Consider the following 16,669-nt stretch of genomic DNA (forward strand, 5'->3'; position numbering starts at 1 on the left):
TTTTCGAAACGGAGTCCCGTGACCGCCACCGACGCGCACCCCCGCACCCCCGCCCAACGCCCGGGACCGGCCGGCGTCTTCGACGTCCACACCCACTTCTTCCCCCGGATCTCGCGCGCCGAGAGCCGCGTCCTGGCCGGCGCCGGCGAGCCGTGGTTGCGGGAGGCGGGGGACGGCACCGGCACGATGATGAGCGGCACCGACGCGTACCGTCCGGTCAGCGCCGAACTGTGGGAGGCGGGCAGCCGGCTCGCGGCCATGGACCGCTCCGGCGTCGCCGTCCAGGCCGTCTCCTCCACTCCCCTGCTGTTCGGCTACGCCGCCGACCCGGCCCGCGCCGTCGACTGGTGCGAGCTGGTCAACCAGCGGATCCTGGACTTCTGCGGACAGGCCCCGGACCGTCTGCTGCCGCTGTGCCAAGTCCCGTTGCAGGACGCCGCGGCGGCGGCCGCCGCGGTCACCCGGGCCAAGGCGGCGGGCCACCGCGGCGTGCACATCGGCAACCACGTCGGGCAGCGCTACCTCGACGACGCCGACCTCCTGGCGTTCCTCGCGCACTGCGCCGACCAGGACATGCCCGTCCTCGTCCACCCGTGGGACATGCTCGGCGCCGACCGGACGGCCCGCGGGTACATGCTGCCGTGGCTGGTGGGCATGGCGGCCGAAACGCAGCTCTCGCTGCTGTCGTTGATCCTGTCCGGCGGGTTCGAACGGCTCCCGCGTTCGCTGCGGATGTGCTTCTGCCACGGCGGCGGCAGCTTCGCCTACCTCCTCGGCCGGGCCGACAACGCCTGGCACCGCCGCGACCTCGTCCGCGCGGACTCCCCGCACCCGCCCTCCTTCTACACCGACCGCTTCTGCGTCGACTCGGCCGTCTTCGATCCCAGGGCGCTGCGGCTGCTGCTGGACGTGATGGGCACCGAACGGGTCATGCTCGGCAGCGACTTCCCGTTCCCGCTCGGCGAGCAGGAGCCCGGTGCGACCATCCGCGCCTGCACCGGCCTGACCGACGCGGACCGCGCGGCCCTGCTCGGCGGCAACGCCCGCCGCTTCTTCGGCCCGACGGTGCCGGGGGCGGGTGCACGATGAGCCCCGACCAGCCCCGCACCAAGGTCGCCATCGTCGGGTCCGGCAACATCGGCACCGACCTGATGATCAAGGTGCTCCGGACCTCCGACGTGCTGACGGTGGCCTTGCTGGCCGGCATCGACCCGGCCTCCGACGGCCTGGCCCGCGCCCGCCGCCTGGGCGTCCCCACCACCCACGACGGCGTCGACGGCCTCCTCGCCCGGCCCGACTTCGACGAGATCGCGCTGGTCTTCGACGCCACCTCCGCCGCCGCCCACCGGCACACCGCCGCGGTGCTGGCGCCCCACCGCAAGCAGCTGATCGACCTCACGCCGGCCGCCCTCGGCCCGTACGTCGTCCCGCCGGTCAACCTCGACGCGCACCTGCGCGCGCCCGACCTCAACATGGTCACCTGCGGCGGCCAGGCCACCGTGCCGATCGTCGCCGCGGTCTCCCGCGTCACCCCGGTCCGCTACGCCGAGATCGTCGCCTCGATCTCGGCGCGCTCCGCCGGCCCGGGCACCCGCGCCAACATCGACGAGTTCACCGAGACCACCGCCCGCGCCCTGGAGGTCGTCGGCGGCGCGGCCCGCGGCAAGGCCGTGATCGTCCTCAACCCGGCCGATCCGCCACCGCTGATGCGCGACACCGTCCACTGCGTGGTCGACGGGTCCGCCGACGGCACGGCCCTCACCGCGGCGATCCACGCCATGGTCGCCGAGGTCGCCGCCTACGTGCCCGGATACCGGCTCAAGCAGGAGGTCCAGATCCGCCCGATCCGCCCGGACGACCCGCTCACCACCCTCGCCGGCGCCACCGGACAGCTGGTCTCGACCTTCCTCGAAGTCGAGGGCGCCGCCCACTACTTGCCCGCCTACGCCGGCAACCTGGACATCATGACGTCCGCAGCACTGCGGGTCGCGGAGAGGCTGACCACCCGATGACCCACGACCTCTACGTACAGGACGTCACCCTCCGGGACGGGATGCACGCCCTCCGGCACCAGTACGGCATCGACCACGTCCGGGCCGTCGCCGGGGCCCTGGACGCCGCGGGCGTCGCCGCGATCGAGGTCGCCCACGGCGACGGCCTGGCCGGCTCCAGCATCAACTACGGACCCGGCGCGCACACCGACGAGGAGTGGATCGCGGCCGCCGCCGAGGTGGTGCGGCACGCCACCCTCACCACCCTCCTGCTGCCCGGCATCGGCACCCTCGCCGAACTCAAGCGCGCGCACGCCCTGGGCGTGCGCTCGGTGCGCGTCGCCACCCACTGCACCGAAGCCGACGTCGCCGCCCAGCACATCGCCACCGCCCGCGAACTGGGCATGGACGTCGCGGGGTTCTTGATGATGGCGCACCTGGCCGACCCGCCGACCCTCGCCGCACAGGCCAAGCTGATGGAGTCCTACGGCGCGCACTGCGTCTACGTCACCGACTCCGGCGGCCGCCTCACCATGGACGGGGTGCGCGACCGGATCCGCGCCTACCGCGACGTCCTGGACCCCGGCACCGAGCTGGGCATCCACGCCCACCACAACCTCGCACTCGGCGTCGCCAACTCGGTGGTGGCCGTGGAGCACGGCGTCCGCCGCGTGGACGCCTCCCTCGCCGGCATGGGGGCGGGGGCGGGCAACTGCCCCCTGGAGGCGTTCGTCGCCGTCGCCGACCTCATGGGCTGGCGGCACGGCTGCGACCTCTTCCGCCTGATGGACGCCGCCGACGACCTGGTCCGCCCCCTCCAGGACCGACCGGTCCGGGTCGACCGGGAGACCCTCTCGCTCGGCTACGCCGGCGTCTACTCCAGCTTCCTGCGGCACGCCGAGGACGCCGCCGCCCGCTACGGCCTGGACACCCGCAGCCTCCTGGTCGAGGCCGGCCGCCGCGGCCTGGTCGGCGGCCAGGAGGACCTGATCGTGGACATCGCCCTGGACCTGTCGCGGGGGGCTTCCTGAGGCGGACGCGGGCGCCCCGGCCGCGCGGCGGCGCGGGCGGGGTGGCGGCGCCGCACGCCCTCCCCGGGCCCGGCGACCGGTCAGTGGCCGCCCGCGACCGCCCCGCTGAGCGTCCTGTGCAGGTCGGCGCTGGGCGCGTTCAGACCGATGATCTCGACGTCCTTGCCGCGCTGCCGGTACTTGGTCTCGATGGCGTCCAGGGCGGCGACGGAGGAGGCGTCCCACACGTGTGCCGCGGAGAGGTCGATGACGACCCGGTCGGGATCGTTCGCGTAGTCGAACTCCATGACGAGGTCGTTGACGGAGGCGAAGAAGAGTTCACCGGTCACCGCGTAGACGACCTGGCCGCCGTCGGGGTCGGTGACGGCGGTGACGTTCGCCAACCGGGCGACGCGGCGGGCGAAGACGACCATGGCGGTGATCGTGCCGACGACCACGCCGATGGACAGGTTGTCGGTGGCCACGACGACGGCGACGGTGATGACCATGACGGCCGTTTCGCCGAACGGCAGGCGCCGCAGCGTGGCGGGCTTGACGGAGTGCCAGTCGAAGGTGCCGACGGAGACCAGCACCATCACGGCGACCAGCGCGGCCATCGGGATCTCGGAGACGACCGGGCCCAGCACGATGCAGAGGACGAGCAGGAAGAAACCGGCGAGGAACGTCGAAAGGCGGGTGCGGGCCCCGTTCTTGACGTTGATCATCGTCTGGCCGATCATCGCGCAACCGCCCATGCCGCCGAAGAACCCGGTGACGATGTTGGCGATGCCCTGACCGACGGACTCGCGGGTCTTGTTGGAACGCGTGTCGGTGATCTCGTCGACCAACTTGGCCGTCATCAGCGACTCCATGAGCCCCACCACGGCCATCGCCACCGCGTACGGCGCGATGACGGTGAGGGTGTGCAGGGTGAAGGGCACGTCCGGCAGGCCGGGCACCGGCAGCGACGAGGGCAGCTTGCCCTTGTCCCCGACGGTCGGCACGGCGATCCCGGCCGCGACCGTGACGACGGTCAGGACCACGATCGACACCAGCGGCGCGGGCACCGCCCTGGTGAGCCGCGGGAAGAACACCATCATCAGCAGGCCCGCGGCGACCAGCGGGTACACCGGCCACGGCACGTCACGGAGATTGGGGAGCTGCGCCGCGAACAGCAGGATGCCCAGCGCGTTGACGAAGCCGACCATCACCGGACGCGGCACGAACCGCATCAGTCTCGCCACTCCCAGCGCGCCGAGGACGATCTGGCAGACGCCGGCGAGAATCACGGTGGCTATCAGGTAGTTGAGGCCGTGCTGGCGGACGACGGGCGCGACGACCAGCGCGACGGCGCCGGTGGCGGCCGAGATCATGGCGGGGCGCCCGCCGACGAAGGCGATCACCATGGCCATGGTGCAGGCCGCGAACAGCCCCACCGTCGGATCGACACCCGCGATCACGGAGAAGGAGATCGCCTCGGGGATCAGCGCCAGACCGACGACCAGGCCGGCCAGGACCTCCGTGCGGAAGACCTTCGGGGACGCCCAGGACGGCCGGCGCAGGTGCGGGCCCCGGCGCGCGTCCGGGGACGGTGCGGTGGAGGACAAGGAGGACTACCCGTCATGCTCGGGCACGCCCGGGCGGGCGTGCGGGAAGAGGCGCAGCGGATCCGGACGACCCGTGCGGGGCCTGCGGCGGAACCAGCACGCAGGCGGGATGCCTCGGGGCGCGGCGGCGCCGGGCGTCGGGGCCGGTGGCCCGGGAGGCGCCCGTTACGAACGGCCGTCGGTCACGGCGGGCAGGCAGCGGCGCCGGGCACCATGGACACGTGCGCGCTCCTACGGGCTCGATGACGTGCGCCGGGAGCGACGTCGGTCCCGGCGGGGCGGACGGCACCGGATGCCGACCGCACGAGAAGAGAGGGCACCGGGCCCTCTTCCGGAGCGGAACTCTACCCTAACGTTAGGGTAGGGATGGAAGGCGGCCTCCCGGCCACCGCACAGCCGCGAGAGGGCCCCACGTGAGCAGCGAGCACATGCAGATCGGCGAGGTCTCCGCACGGACCGAACTGTCCCTGCGCACCATCCGCCACTACGAGGAGACCGGCCTGGTCATCCCCTCGGCCCGCTCGCAGGGCGGCTTCCGCCTCTACACCGAGACCGACGTCGCCCGCCTCATGGTCATCCGCCGCATGAAGCCGCTCGGCTTCACCCTCGACGAGATGCGGGACCTGTTGGAGGTCACCGACCGGCTCGACGCCCGGGGCACTCCCACCGGTGCGGAACGGGGCGAGCGCGAGGCGCTGCTGGAGCGCGTCCGCGCCTACGAGGCCGCGGCCGCCCACAAGATCGAGGACCTACGGGTGCAGCTCTCCCGCGCCGAGGAGTTCGCCGCCACTCTGCGCGCCCGCGTCGAGCAGGCCCGGTCCTGACCGCCCGGCGACCGCCCGTGTAGCGGCCTTCCGTCGCGGCCCCCCGTACCCACCCCGTCGGCGTCCCAGGAAAGTTCGTCGGCGTCGACCGCAGATCGCGGGCGTGCGGTCCGGTACGGGCGCGCTCAGCGACCGGTCGGGCCGCCGGTGGTCCGGGTGAGGGCCAGGATCGCCATGTCGTCGTCGCGGGGGCCGCCGGTCCAGCGCTCGACGTCGCGCACCAGGGTGTCGATCACTTGGTGCGGTTGCCGGAACGGGCCCCGGCCGCGGAGCCGATCGGCCGGTTCGTAGAAGGCCCCGGTACGGTCCCGGGCCTCCGTGACCCCGTCGGTCACCAGCAGCAGGGTGCTGCCCGGCGGCAGCGGCCAGGTCTCCGGGGCGGCCTGGGGCACGCCGAGGCCGCTCATGCCCAGGGGGTGGCCCGGTTCGCCGGGCTCCAACGTGGCGACGGATCCGCCGTCGAGGAGGTACGGGGCGGGATGGCCGCAGTTCAACAGCCGCACCTCGTCGGCGTCCGGAGGGATCTCGCCGAGCAGCGCCGTGACGAACCCCTCCAACTGGATCTCCTCCTCCCGCCGCGCGCCCTCCTTGAGCAGGGCGCGCTCCAGTTGGCGGGCCAACTCCGCGAGGTCGGGCGCCTGGTCCGCCTCCACCCGGAACGCGCCGATCAGTACGGCCACCACCCCGACCGCGCCCATGCCCTTGCCGCGCACGTCGGCGATCAGCAGCCTGGTGCCGTAGGGGGTGTCCTGCACGGCGTAGGCGTCACCACCGATCAGCGCCTCGATCTGTGCGGCCTTGTAGAGCGCGGCGACGGCCAACGGGCCGACCCGCGCTGGCGGCGGAGGCAGCACGGCCCATTGGGCAGCCTCCGCCACGGACCGGACGGTCGCCAGGCGGCGTCCGTGCCGCGCGACCACCCGGTTCACCCCGACGGCGATGAGGCCGGTGAACGCCAGGTTGGCCAGTTCGATCGCCGTTGCGGTGACGTTGCCGAGGTATCCGCCGGCGAACAGCAGCGCCGCCTCGACCACCACGACGGCCACCGCCGCCACGATCGTGTGCCGCAACGAGAGCAGTGCTCCGGCCACCGTCACGGCGGCGACCAGCAGGTAGTCGCCCCAGTACTCGCGTGGCGACAGGAGGTTCCAGAGGATCCCGCCGACGATCATGGCGGTCGGCAGGAACGAGACGTACCGGGGCCACCGCGTGGAGGAAGGGCCCATCCGCATCCCCGATCCCGAAACCCGCCAACCCGTGCCCGCGTCCGCGTCCGTATCCGTATCCGAAAACGGATCATAGGCGGCCATCCCGGGAGCGCGGCGCGCGCATCGCCGGGCCCGCACCGCAACGGCCCTCGACGCCCGGCGCGACGGCCGGCAACGGCGGGTCCCGCGGGGAAACGCACGCGAACTCCGGTCGGCCCAACGGTCAACGTGCCGAACGGGGGCCCGAAGGCACAGGGCCGTCCCTCACACAGCGCAATCGCGTCGCCCGGGAAGGCGATGTTGTGGGGTGGTCGGGTTTCGCCGGCACGGCGCCGGCAATGCCTTCGTCGCCGCGGACCGGTCCGCCGCGACCGTCGGTTGTGAACTGCCCTGGAGTGCCATGAGCACGGTTGTTGCCCCCAGTGTGTCCGTGTCCGTTCCCTCGGCCCTCATCGGCCCCCTCCTCGTCTTCGTCCTCCTCGACGGGTTCCTCCAGGGCAGTGTCGTGTCCCTGTTGCCCGTCATCCGCGACACGTTGCACATCGGCACCGGCCCGGCCATGTGGATCACCGCGGCGCAGTTCCTCTCCGCCGCCGTGTGCGTACCGGCCTTCGGACGCCTGGGCGATCTGCACGGCCACCGCCGCATGTTGCGGATCGCGCTCGGGACCGTCACCGTCGGCTCGCTGCTGTGCGCCGTGGCGCCGACGCTGGAGCTGTTCCTCGCCGGCCGTCTCCTGCTCGGCCCGCTCAGCTCCCTGCTCCCGCTCTCCGTCGGACTGGTGCGGGACCGCCTGGACACCGCGGGCAGCCGTCGCGCGATCAGTCTCCTCGCCGCGGCCCTCATCCTGGGGGCGACGGCCGGTACGGCGACGGCGGGGCCCCTGGCGTCCGTTACCGGTGGCGGCCGCACGGTGCTGTGGTACCTGGCGGTGCTGGCCGCCGCGGGCTTCGCACTGGCCTTCACCCCGCGGATCGCGGAGACGCTGCGGCTGGCGGGCGGACGGATGGACTGGACGGGCGCCGTACTGCTCGGCCTGGGCCTCACCCTGCTGCTCGGCTCGGTGTCCCAGGGAACCGAACGGGGTTGGCTCTCCCCACTGGTCCTCGGCGGACTACTGCTCGCACCGGTGACCCTGGCCCTGTGGGTGCGTTCCTCGCTGCGCAGCCGTGAACCGCTGGTCGACGTCCGGGCCATGGCGAGCCGCGCCATCTCGCCGGCGTTCGCCTGCGGTTTCGCCGCGGGCGTCGTGGTCCTGGGCGGCCAGGGCATCACGGTCGCCTTCCTCGACGCCGCTCCCGAAGAGGCCGGGTACGGCTTCGGGTTGCCGCACTGGCAGATCGGCCTGTGGATCGCCGTCCCGGCCCTGATCAGCTTCCTGACCGCCGGCGCCTCGGCCGCCGTGGGCCGGGTGTTGGGCTACCGCGCCATGCTCACCCTGGCGTTCCTCCTGGTGGCCGCCGGCTTCGCGGTGGAGATCGCGGGGCACGCCGTCATGGCGACCTGGTACGCCGGGCAGATGCTCGCGGGCGCGGGCATCGGCCTCGCGGTCAGCGGACTGCCGACGGTCATCACCGAGGGCAGCCCGCGCGACCGGGCGGCGGCCTCGACCGCCGTCTACTACAACCTCAAGACGGCCGGCGGCAGCATCGCCGGTGCCGCGGCGGCCGCGGTCTTCAGCAGCCTGCTGACCCGTTCCACACAACTGCCGTCACTGAACGCCTACTTGTTGCTGTGGGGCGTGTGCGGCGTCCTCGCGCTGGTGTCGGCGGCCCTGATCCGTCTCACACCACGCACGTGAACGCGCGCGCCGCGACACGTCAACCGCTCGCGTCACCGCGGCTTTGGTGACAATCTGACCTCGCCATCGATGGGGTGCGGAAGAAGACGAGGGGGACGTGGCCATGGCGGTTGAGGTGCCGGACGACATACGGGATCAGTGCACGCGGCTGGGGCCCGGCGTCGCGTATGCGCTGAAGGCACTGTGCGCCCAGCTGGCGGATGATCCGTTGGTGGGTAATCCGGGATGGGACCCGTCGATGTACGTGGTCCACGTCGACGGCGAGACCTTCGACGACTGCCCGGCGCTGGATGTGCACTATGCCTACGGCCCGCCGGCGCTGGGCGCGGGCGCGGTGGAGGTACGCAGGGTGGACGTACTGACCAGCGCGCCGGTGCGGACGACGGAGCCCGAGCCCGCCGGCCGAAACCGGGGGCCGCTCGCGGATGCCGTGCAGGCACGGGAGACGACCGAAGCATGGCAGCGCATCGAAACGTGGCTGCGTCACAACGCCCCCGCCACGCACGCCGCGCTCAGGCCCGGTGCTCCGGAAAGCGAGCTGGTCGCGCTGGAGGAGGAACTCGGCGTGCGGGTCCCGGTATCGCTGCGAGCACTGTGGCGCCAGTGCGCGGGGAGCCTCGATGTGCGCGGGGCAGGACTGTTTCCGGATTACGGCTGGGCCCTGATGGACCTCGATGCGGTGGCGAGGTCGTACCAGGGACACATGAACAGCCGGCGTCGGCAGGAGCAGCAGTTCGGCGAGGAAGAGGGGATGCCGCTGTGGAGGCCGTCCTGGATTCCCTTCTGCTCGTGGAGCGTCACGGACCTGAGCTACGGCAGGTTCGTCGATGGCGAGACGGGCGAAACCGGGGGCTGGGACGAGACGGGTGAGCGCACGGTCGTGGACGAGTCGCTGACCGTGTTCCTGGAGGAGACGGCCGACAGGCTGGAGTATCCGAAGCTGTTCCCGGGCTACCAGCCGGGGTTGATCGACGGGATGCTGGTGTGGGGGCCGCCGCCCACTCCCGACGAGCAGGCCGTGTGGGAGCCGTGGAACGGCTGAACTGTGGAAGATGGCCCGCCATCCCGTCGACCTCATGATGATCGACGGCGCCGGCCACTACGAGTGGTACGCCGAGCCCGAGTACGTCGACGCTGCCATCGAACGACTCACCAGCTTCTACCTGAACAACCTGTAGGACATCCGAACCGGCAAACCTCTGCGGTCACGGCGCCGGCTAGGGCTTACGGCCCCAAGCGGAGATCAACGGTGCCGTCGCGGTGTCGAGGTGGCCGGCGCCGATGTTCGCCAGGTGCTCCTCGATCTCCTCGGCCGTCGCCAGCCCGCCCGCGATCAGCCGGTCGCGGATCTGCCGTACGGTCGCGGCCTCCAACGCGCTCCCGACCGGCGAAGTGATCGGGAAGTACGCGTCGGCCTCGACGTCGAGCAGCCCCGCGGTGCGCAGCAGTCGGGGCAACGTCCGGCCGAAGGCGAGTTGGGCGCCCCGCTCGGCGAGCAGCGTGCGGAACCCGCGTCGGATCCGGTTCGCGAGCTCCTGCTCGGGGCCGTACTCGTCGGGGCAGGCCAGTGGCTGGAGTGCCGGATCGGCGTCCTCCACCAGCAGCCAGCCGCCCGGGCGCAGGGCCCGCACCATGGCCCGCAGCGCGGCCTCGCGCTGCGGCACGTGCACCAGGACGAGCCGGGCGTGCACCAGGTCGAAGGGGCCCTGCGGCGGCTCGTCGGCGCCCACGTCGTGCCGCACCACCTCGTACGGCGCGTCGGTGGCCGGCATCCACGACGTGTCCAGGTCGGTGGCCAGGACCCGGCCCTTCGCCCCGACCCGCTCGGCCAGCCAGCCGGGCACGCTCGGGCCGCCCGCCCCCACCTCCCAGCAGTTCCAGCCGTCCGCGATCCCCAGGGCCCGCAGGCGCCGGAACGTCACCGGGTCGAACAACTCGGCCAGCGCCGCGAACCGCTCGCCGGCCTCGACCTGCCGGTTGTCGAGCAGATACCCCTTGCCGCGCGCCGCGGCCGCTTCGTACTCCGTCACCGCCCGAACGTAACAGGGCGGGTGATCCCCGCGCCGAGGCGGTGGCGCAGGTCCCACGGACGGGTTCCGAGGCCCGGCACGCGGGTCCTCAGACCGTGGCTCCGGTGCCGCCGGCGGTCCTGCGCCGGCGCACGGTGACGACCGCGTGGTGGGAGAGGCCGCAGGAGTCGTCCTCGTCGGAGAACATGCCCTCGACGAAGACGTAACCGCCGATCCACTTCATATCGGTACATTTGCCGCATGACCCGAGGTCGCTGGAAGTGGTACCTCACGCGCCACAGGCTGCGTGCTCCGCGGTTCTGGCCGTTGCCAGTCACCCTGCTGGGGGCCGGCCTGTTCCTGTCCTGGCTGTTCCCGCTGATCGACCGCGAGGTCACCTACTACGGGGACGAGCTCGGCGAGAGCTTCTTCGCCCACTTGGACAGCGGCTCGATGGCCACACTGCTCTCCGCCGTCGCGGGCGGCATGATCACCCTGACCGGCCTGGTGTTCACGGCGCTCACGCTGGCCATGCAGTTCGGCGCCTCGCAGTTGTCGGTGCGCGTGGTGCCGATCCTCGGTCAGGACGCCGTGATGCGCTGGGCGATGGGCACGTTCATGGCGACCTTCGTCTACACGTTGATGATCTCGGTACGGCTCGCCGTCAGCCAGGAGGACTACCGGCCGGTGATCTCGATGTTCTTCGCGATCCTGCTCGCCGTGGTGTGCGCCGCACTGTTCTTCGCGCTGGTCGGGCGGGTGACGACGGTGTTGAACTCGGGCCTGTTGCTGCGTTACCTGGCCACCGAGGGGCGCCGGGCCGTGGACCGCACGCACCCGAACGGCGGGCGCGCCACCGGGCCCGCGGACGACACCGTCGAGCCCGCGCCCGCGCCGGACACCGCCGAGCCGGTGGTGATCCGGCTCGGGACCCCGCCCCGGCGCGGCCAGACCCTCATCGCCTACGACGACCACGGCCTGGAGCGTCTCGCCCGACGCACCGGCGCGCGCATCCAACTCGTCCCGGTCGTCGGGGACTTCGTCGCACAGGAGGCGCCGCTGTTCCTGGTCCGTCCGGGGGCACGACCGTGGGTCCGGCGGGACCTGACGCGCCACCTGTTGTTCGGCACCACCTACAGCGCGGGCACCGACCCGGCCGGGGCGCTGCGCGCGTTCGTCGACATCGCGCTCAAGGCACTGTCCCCGGCCGTCAACGACCCCGGGCGGGCCGTGCAGTGCCTGGACCACATCGAGGACCTGTTGGTGATGATCGCCCCCAGGATCGCCGGCCGTCGGGCCGCCGCACCCACCGCGTTCCGGCACCGCACCCGCTCCTGGACCGACTACGTCTGCATCGCCACCGACGAGATCCGGCACTTCGGCAGCGCGTCGATGCAGGTGCAGCGGCGACTGCGGGCCCTCTACGCCACCGCGGCCGAGGTGTGCACCCCCGAACAGGTCGCGCCGCTGCGCGCCCGACTGGCGACGATGGACGCCGAGGTCGGTGCGCAGTGGCCGCAGGAACTGGACGGCCGCCTGGCCCGTCTCCCCGACTCGCAGGGCCTCGGTACGGAGACCGGCGACACCCGCAACGGCCTGGCGCACCGGCACTGAGGCCGGTCGGCCCGGCCCGCCTGCCTGGTCGCGGGCCCCTGGTCGCGCGCCCCGTCAGCTCGGTGGGGCGGTCGTGCGGCGGGAGTCGCCACGGCGGGTGACCGGGGCCCGGGGCGCGCCGAACCAACGGGCGAGGGCGGCGCGCGCCTCGTCCGCGTCGTCGCCCCGGCCGGCCCAGCAGACGTAGCCGTCCGGGCGGACCAGCAACGCCCCGGCGCCGTCGGTCGCGGCTCCGCGGCCGAGACGGTCGCAGCGGTCGAGGGGGTCGAGCGCGTCGCTCCGGTCGACCCGGTCGCGCCACCCGTCCGCCGCGACGGCGACCGGCGTCCCGACGTCGGCCAGGAGGAGTCCACGGCCGGCGTCGAGTCGGACGCCGGGGGCCCGCGCCCCCAGCAGCGGGTGGTCCGGTGCGCCCGGCATCGGGTAGCGGATGTCGGTCCCGGCGATCATGGCTGCGACGTGCCGGTTGGCCTCCGGCGCCGCCAGCAGGTCGGCGAGGAGTTCCCGCACCGCCACGGCGTCCGGGTCGGGCAGGGTCAGCGCCATCTGCGCGCGGGTGTTGGCCAGCACACGGGCGCCGACCGGGTGCCGTTCGGCGTGATACGTCGCCAGCAGTCCGTCCGGGGCCCACCCGCGGACCACCGCGGCCAGCTTCCAGCCGAGGTTGAACGCGTCCTGCATGCCGAGGTTGAGGCCCTGCCCGCCGGCGGGGGCGTGGACGTGGGCGGCGTCGCCGGCCAGCACCACCCGGCCGTCGACGTACCGTTCGGCCTGCCGGGAGACGTCGGTGAAGCGGGACGCCCACCGGACGGCGCGCAGTGTGCGCGGTGGTCCCGGGCAGCGGGCCAGCGCCGTGCGCACCTCGTCCTCGGTGACCGGGGCGTCGCGGTCGACGCCCTGCTGTTCCGGGCCGCCGAGGAACAGTCGGTGCACCCCGTCGCCGAGCGGGAGCAGGAAGGCGCTCCCGGCCGGGTCCGGGCTGAGGTCGGGGAGCCGCCAGGAGCCCCCCGCAGCATCCAACTCCCCTTCCATTTGCTGGAGTTCGATGTCGGCGACGGCCATGCCGACCCGCGCGTCCCGCCCCGGGAACGGCACGCCCAGGGCGCGACGGACCGTGCTGCGCCCGCCGTCCGCACCCACCAAGTACGTTGCCCTCAGGGTGCGTTCGGCGTCGTCGGGCCCGCGCAGGGTGACGGTGACGCCGTCCGCGTCCGGCCGGAACGACATCAGCTCCCGGCCCCGCAGCACCGGAACGCCGTACCCGGCAAGGTGATCCTCCAGGAACTCCTCGACCCTGGCTTGTGGGATACCGACCTGGTGGGGGAACGCGGTGTCCAGCGCGCCGTAGTCGAGCGGCAGCCCGGCGAAGTGCCCGACGGGCAGGAGCGTCAGCGCACGGTCCAGGACCGGCGCCAACCAGCCCCGACAGTGCAGCACTTCCGCGGTGCGCGGCTGGAGGTTGAGCGCCTTGGACCAGCCCGTGCGGCAGGGCAGCCGTTCCACGACGGCGGCCCGCACCCCGGCCAGGCCCAGTTCGTTGGCGAGCAGCAGGCCGGTCGGGCCCGCCCCCGCGATCAGCACCTCGAACTCGGTGTCCACGGCTCCCCCTACAGCTTCATGCCGTGCCGGGTGATGTACCAGTTGTGCCACGTGAACAGTCCGCCGAGCATCGCCAGCCAGAGCAGGGTGCTGGTGAGCGCGAAGGCGTCCACCGGGATCGTGTACGCCAGCACCACCCGCAAGGCCGCGTCCAGCAGGAAGACCGCGCCCCACACCGCCGTGACCAGCCGCAGGTGGTGACGGAACACCGGCTCCGCGTCCCACCGCGCCTCCCATGCGACCAGGCCGGCCTCGCCGACCTTGGCGATGACGATGCCGCGCGAGGCGGTCATGATGAACGGCCGGCGGGTGAGCAGCGTGCCGAGCACCCAGAACCCGATCGCGGCGGTCACCCAACTGTCCCGGACCAGCAGGACCCGCGGGCTGCCGGATATCAGGGACAGCAGCGTGCCGACGACCACCAGGCTCAGCGTGAACACCGCCATGGCCTCCACCCGGCGCTGCCGCACGATGCCGTAGACGATCCACGGCAGCAGCAACAGGCTGCCGACGACCATCGAGAGCCACTGGCCGAGGCCGATCGCGCGCAGCCCGTAGTAGGACCCGAGCGGGAGGGCCAGCTCGAAGAGCAACTGGGCGGCGAGCCGGCGGCGCAGTGCCCTGGTGCGGCGTCGGGAGTCGGCCGCGACGGCCGGGTCCGTTGTGGTCCGTGGTGCCGAGTGCGTCGACATGGTGCGTTCCCCCTGGTGCATCGTGGTCATGACGTGCTTCTGGTGGCGCGGTCGAACAGGTCGGCCAGTTCCCGGCCGGCGGCCCGCACGTCGAGGGCGGGCTCGTGGGAGGCGCGGCGCACCACGTCGTCGATGGCGGCGCGGATCGCCCGCATCATCACCCAGGGGTCGAAGTCGCAGAATTCGCCGGCGCGTTGTGCCTTGCGGATCTGCTCCACCTGGACGGCGAGGTTCGCCTCCGCCGTCTCCAGGAAGGCGACCATGCCGGGGTCGCCGCCGCGGAGGTTGGAGAGGATTTCGGTGATCGCCGAGAGGTGGTTCGGGTACTCGGCGAACAGGTCGAGGTTGCCTTCGATGGAGGCGCGCAACCGGCCTGCGTAGCTCTCGTGGGCCTCGATGCGGGGCCGGACGTACCCCTCCGCCACCCGCATCACCTCGGCGACGACCTCGCGCATCAGGTCGCCCCGCCCGTCGAAGTGGTAGGAGATCATCCCCGTGCTGCTCAGCCCGGCACGCTCCGCGATCTTCGCGAACGACGCCCGGTGGTACCCGACCTCGGCGATGACGTCGATCGCCGCGGCGACGATCTGAGCACGGCGCCCCGTCTCCGTGAACGAAGAGCGGGCCTCGCTCCCCGCCTTTTGCTTACCCGTGCTGTTCTTTGCTTGCATGAGCAAGACGGTAGCGGGGTTTGCTCAGCCGAGCAAGACGGCACGGCGAAGCGATGTCTTGGACGAGTGGGGACTGAACATCCGAAGGCCGATCGGGGGGGCGGGGTGGAGCGGTGCGTCAGCCGCGCGGGAACGCCGAAGGGCCGGCCGGCGTCGTCCGCCGACCGGCCCCTCCGCCGCATCCCGGGGCCGGGCGACGGCGCGCCCTTCCCGCGCGCGCCGCTCGCACGGCCGTCGACCCGCCGCCGTTGCGTCGACGACCGATCGAGGGGTGCGTCAGCCGAGTCCGCCCATCAGTCCGCTGCTTTTGCCCAGGCCGCCCATCGATCCGCTGCCGGTACCGAAGCCGTCCGTCGCCCTGCCGCCGTTGCCGGCGCCACCGGAGAACCGGTCCTCCATGCCGGGCAGGCCGCCCAGGCTTCCCGAACCCCCGAACATGCCGTCCTCGGGGCCGTCATCCGGACCGTCGGCGGGCTGCTGGGCGGGAACCGGCGGGGCGGCGTGGGCCGGGACGGCCGCCGCCGCGAGCCCCACGGCGGGCAGCACGGCCAGCAGCGCGGCGGCGGCGAGGCGAGAGGGATTGAACATGAGTGAGTCCCTTCGTGATCGACCAAGACACCAAAAGCCTGTCCACCCGCACCCGGGATCGCCCGGTACGGGACCGCGAATCACCTGATGAGCGGCTTCGAGGCGTGGCCTGGAGACGCGGGAAGCCCGCCCGGGTGGCGCGCGGGACGAGGGCGACGATCACTGGATCAGCGGGCCGCGCCGGACCGGATCCCGGTCTACGGGAGGTCGAAGGGGGCCGGGTCGTGCCGCTCCCAGATCCGGCGCGACGGCTCTTCCTCTTCGGCGACCGGCCGGCGCCGTGCCGAACGCCAGGGGGACGTCGAGGCTGTGACAGGCGCCCAGAACGCCGCCGGACGCCGGAGCCGCCAGGTGCAGCGCGAAGAGGAACGACGTGCCGCCGGCCGCTTGGTTCGCCTGGGCCAGGTGCAGCGAGGGCATCCGGAGGAGGGCGTCGGAGTAGACCAGTTCGAGCAGCTCCTCAGGGTTGGCCCGCGGGTAGGCGGCACGGTAGGCGTCGGCCCCGCCCGGTGTCGGGGCGAACAGCTCCAGGGCCGTCCGGACCTCGTCCTCGGTGAAGCTGCCCAGCCGTCCCGTCATGACGCTGAACAGCCGGAATTCGTCGCGGGTGTGGCCGACGAGGAGTTCGGTTCCGCTGGCACGACCGCCGGCCAGCGCCTGCCAGGGCGATGCGGTGAGCACCTCGCCGTCGAGGACCGGGCACACGGCGACACCGGTCTGCGCGAGCCGGCCCCACCTCTTGCGGCGGCCGGGCAGGGCGGCCCCCAGGGTGGTGAGCTCGCCGGCCAGGCGCGCGGGGTCGACGCCGGACAGGGCTTCGGCGTCAGGTGCCGCACCGACCCGGCCGGCGAGCGCGGCGGTGACCTCTTCCGCCAGCGCGCGGGTGCACAGCTATCCCGGCACCCCCTCGACCGGGGCGGGTGCCTGGAAGCGCAGCGGCCCGACCGGCGGCTGCGCGTAGCGGATGCCGCGGAACACCGCGCGCCCTCCCCGCCAGCGCCCCTCGACGAGGCCCTCCGCGATCCGTGCTCACGGTCGTTCGGACCTGCCGTACC

General features: G+C 72.9%; 18 protein-coding genes. 8 read left to right on the forward strand and 10 right to left on the reverse strand.

The window, feature by feature from the left end; all coding sequences use genetic code 11:
- The first annotated feature begins 18 nt into the window (after positions 1-18).
- From ABD385_RS13035 to dmpG, 3 genes are read left to right on the forward strand one after another with little or no spacing between them, the layout of a single operon-like run.
- Entirely contained in the window at positions 19-1,089 is a 1,071-nt protein-coding gene (locus ABD385_RS13035) for an amidohydrolase family protein (protein ID WP_344575341.1), read from the forward strand.
- Positions 1,086-2,012, forward strand: coding sequence for an acetaldehyde dehydrogenase (acetylating) (locus tag ABD385_RS13040; RefSeq protein ID WP_344575342.1), 927 nt, complete (start codon positions 1,086-1,088; stop codon positions 2,010-2,012). The genes ABD385_RS13035 and ABD385_RS13040 overlap by 4 nt, the downstream gene beginning before the upstream one ends.
- A complete protein-coding gene (gene dmpG, locus ABD385_RS13045) occupies positions 2,009-3,022 on the forward strand; it encodes a 4-hydroxy-2-oxovalerate aldolase (RefSeq protein WP_344575343.1) in 1,014 nt (337 codons plus the stop codon). The genes ABD385_RS13040 and dmpG overlap by 4 nt, the downstream gene beginning before the upstream one ends.
- 80 nt (positions 3,023-3,102) lie before the next feature.
- On the opposite strand, the gene ABD385_RS13050 is transcribed toward dmpG, so the two are convergent.
- A complete protein-coding gene (locus ABD385_RS13050) occupies positions 3,103-4,608 on the reverse strand; it encodes a SulP family inorganic anion transporter (protein ID WP_344575344.1) in 1,506 nt (501 codons plus the stop codon).
- A 413-nt stretch (positions 4,609-5,021) separates the two neighbouring features.
- Here ABD385_RS13050 and ABD385_RS13055 point away from each other — a divergent pair, with 413 nt between their 5' ends.
- Positions 5,022-5,432: a MerR family transcriptional regulator gene (locus ABD385_RS13055; protein WP_344575345.1), complete on the forward strand. Its 411-nt coding sequence runs from the start codon at positions 5,022-5,024 to the stop codon at positions 5,430-5,432.
- A gap of 125 nt (positions 5,433-5,557) precedes the next feature.
- Here the strand turns inward: ABD385_RS13055 and ABD385_RS13060 are convergent, their stop codons facing one another.
- A complete protein-coding gene (locus ABD385_RS13060; protein WP_344575346.1) occupies positions 5,558-6,658 on the reverse strand; it encodes a PP2C family protein-serine/threonine phosphatase in 1,101 nt (366 codons plus the stop codon).
- Positions 6,659-7,070: 412 nt separating this feature from the next.
- Between ABD385_RS13060 and ABD385_RS13065 the strand changes: the two genes are divergently transcribed.
- From ABD385_RS13065 to ABD385_RS13075, 3 genes are all read left to right on the forward strand, one after another.
- Positions 7,071-8,441, forward strand: a complete 1,371-nt coding sequence (locus tag ABD385_RS13065; RefSeq protein ID WP_344575347.1) for an MFS transporter — start codon at positions 7,071-7,073, stop codon at positions 8,439-8,441.
- Positions 8,442-8,544: 103 nt separating this feature from the next.
- Positions 8,545-9,483, forward strand: a complete 939-nt coding sequence (locus tag ABD385_RS13070; RefSeq protein ID WP_344575348.1) for an SMI1/KNR4 family protein — start codon at positions 8,545-8,547, stop codon at positions 9,481-9,483.
- A 10-nt stretch (positions 9,484-9,493) separates the two neighbouring features.
- The gene (locus tag ABD385_RS13075; RefSeq protein ID WP_344575349.1) at positions 9,494-9,619 is read left to right on the forward strand and encodes a hypothetical protein; all 126 of its coding nucleotides are present in this window, start codon (positions 9,494-9,496) and stop codon (positions 9,617-9,619) included.
- Positions 9,620-9,658: 39 nt separating this feature from the next.
- Here ABD385_RS13075 and ABD385_RS13080 read toward each other — a convergent pair whose 3' ends face one another.
- Both ABD385_RS13080 and ABD385_RS13085 read right to left on the reverse strand, forming a co-directional pair.
- Positions 9,659-10,471 (reverse strand): class I SAM-dependent methyltransferase, encoded by an 813-nt coding sequence (locus ABD385_RS13080; protein ID WP_344575350.1) that lies wholly within the window; start codon positions 10,469-10,471, stop codon positions 9,659-9,661.
- Between the two features lie 88 nt (positions 10,472-10,559).
- Positions 10,560-10,694, reverse strand: a complete 135-nt coding sequence (locus ABD385_RS13085; protein ID WP_344575351.1) for a hypothetical protein — start codon at positions 10,692-10,694, stop codon at positions 10,560-10,562.
- A 17-nt stretch (positions 10,695-10,711) separates the two neighbouring features.
- On the opposite strand from ABD385_RS13085, the gene ABD385_RS13090 reads away from it, so the two are divergent.
- Entirely contained in the window at positions 10,712-12,064 is a 1,353-nt protein-coding gene (locus ABD385_RS13090) for a DUF2254 domain-containing protein (RefSeq protein WP_344575352.1), read from the forward strand.
- Between the two features lie 54 nt (positions 12,065-12,118).
- Here ABD385_RS13090 and ABD385_RS13095 read toward each other — a convergent pair whose 3' ends face one another.
- From ABD385_RS13095 to ABD385_RS13120, 6 genes are all read right to left on the reverse strand, one after another.
- Positions 12,119-13,663, reverse strand: coding sequence for an FAD-dependent monooxygenase (locus ABD385_RS13095; protein ID WP_344575353.1), 1,545 nt, complete (start codon positions 13,661-13,663; stop codon positions 12,119-12,121).
- Positions 13,664-13,671: 8 nt separating this feature from the next.
- Entirely contained in the window at positions 13,672-14,385 is a 714-nt protein-coding gene (locus ABD385_RS13100; RefSeq protein ID WP_344575354.1) for a VC0807 family protein, read from the reverse strand.
- A complete protein-coding gene (locus tag ABD385_RS13105) occupies positions 14,382-15,026 on the reverse strand; it encodes a TetR/AcrR family transcriptional regulator (RefSeq protein ID WP_344575355.1) in 645 nt (214 codons plus the stop codon). The genes ABD385_RS13100 and ABD385_RS13105 overlap by 4 nt, the downstream gene beginning before the upstream one ends.
- 276 nt (positions 15,027-15,302) lie before the next feature.
- Positions 15,303-15,614, reverse strand: coding sequence for a hypothetical protein (locus ABD385_RS13110; RefSeq protein ID WP_344575356.1), 312 nt, complete (start codon positions 15,612-15,614; stop codon positions 15,303-15,305).
- Positions 15,615-15,773: 159 nt separating this feature from the next.
- The gene (locus tag ABD385_RS13115) at positions 15,774-16,319 is read right to left on the reverse strand and encodes an alpha/beta hydrolase family protein (protein ID WP_344575357.1); all 546 of its coding nucleotides are present in this window, start codon (positions 16,317-16,319) and stop codon (positions 15,774-15,776) included.
- Between the two features lie 186 nt (positions 16,320-16,505).
- The gene (locus tag ABD385_RS13120; RefSeq protein WP_344575390.1) at positions 16,506-16,637 is read right to left on the reverse strand and encodes a carboxylesterase family protein; all 132 of its coding nucleotides are present in this window, start codon (positions 16,635-16,637) and stop codon (positions 16,506-16,508) included.
- Positions 16,638-16,669 lie beyond the last annotated feature (32 nt).

The sequence above is a fragment of the Streptomyces lunalinharesii genome, assembly GCF_039532155.1.
In the GTDB taxonomy this organism is placed as follows: Bacteria; Actinomycetota; Actinomycetes; order Streptomycetales; family Streptomycetaceae; genus Streptomyces; species Streptomyces lunalinharesii.

Bases quoted from the DNA above. Each gene is read 5' to 3' on its own strand.
- ABD385_RS13085 (WP_344575351.1), bottom strand. From the start codon at position 10,694: ATGAAGTGGATCGGCGGTTACGTCTTCGTCGAGGGCATGTTCTCCGAC.
- ABD385_RS13040 (WP_344575342.1), top strand. From the start codon at position 1,086: ATGAGCCCCGACCAGCCCCGCACCAAGGTCGCCATCGTCGGGTCCGGC.
- ABD385_RS13110 (WP_344575356.1), bottom strand. From the start codon at position 15,614: ATGTTCAATCCCTCTCGCCTCGCCGCCGCCGCGCTGCTGGCCGTGCTG.
- ABD385_RS13075 (WP_344575349.1), top strand. From the start codon at position 9,494: ATGGCCCGCCATCCCGTCGACCTCATGATGATCGACGGCGCCGGCCAC.
- dmpG (WP_344575343.1), top strand. From the start codon at position 2,009: ATGACCCACGACCTCTACGTACAGGACGTCACCCTCCGGGACGGGATG.
- ABD385_RS13090 (WP_344575352.1), top strand. From the start codon at position 10,712: ATGACCCGAGGTCGCTGGAAGTGGTACCTCACGCGCCACAGGCTGCGT.
- ABD385_RS13100 (WP_344575354.1), bottom strand. From the start codon at position 14,385: ATGACCACGATGCACCAGGGGGAACGCACCATGTCGACGCACTCGGCA.
- ABD385_RS13070 (WP_344575348.1), top strand. From the start codon at position 8,545: ATGGCGGTTGAGGTGCCGGACGACATACGGGATCAGTGCACGCGGCTG.
- ABD385_RS13060 (WP_344575346.1), bottom strand. From the start codon at position 6,658: ATGGGCCCTTCCTCCACGCGGTGGCCCCGGTACGTCTCGTTCCTGCCG.
- ABD385_RS13105 (WP_344575355.1), bottom strand. From the start codon at position 15,026: ATGCAAGCAAAGAACAGCACGGGTAAGCAAAAGGCGGGGAGCGAGGCC.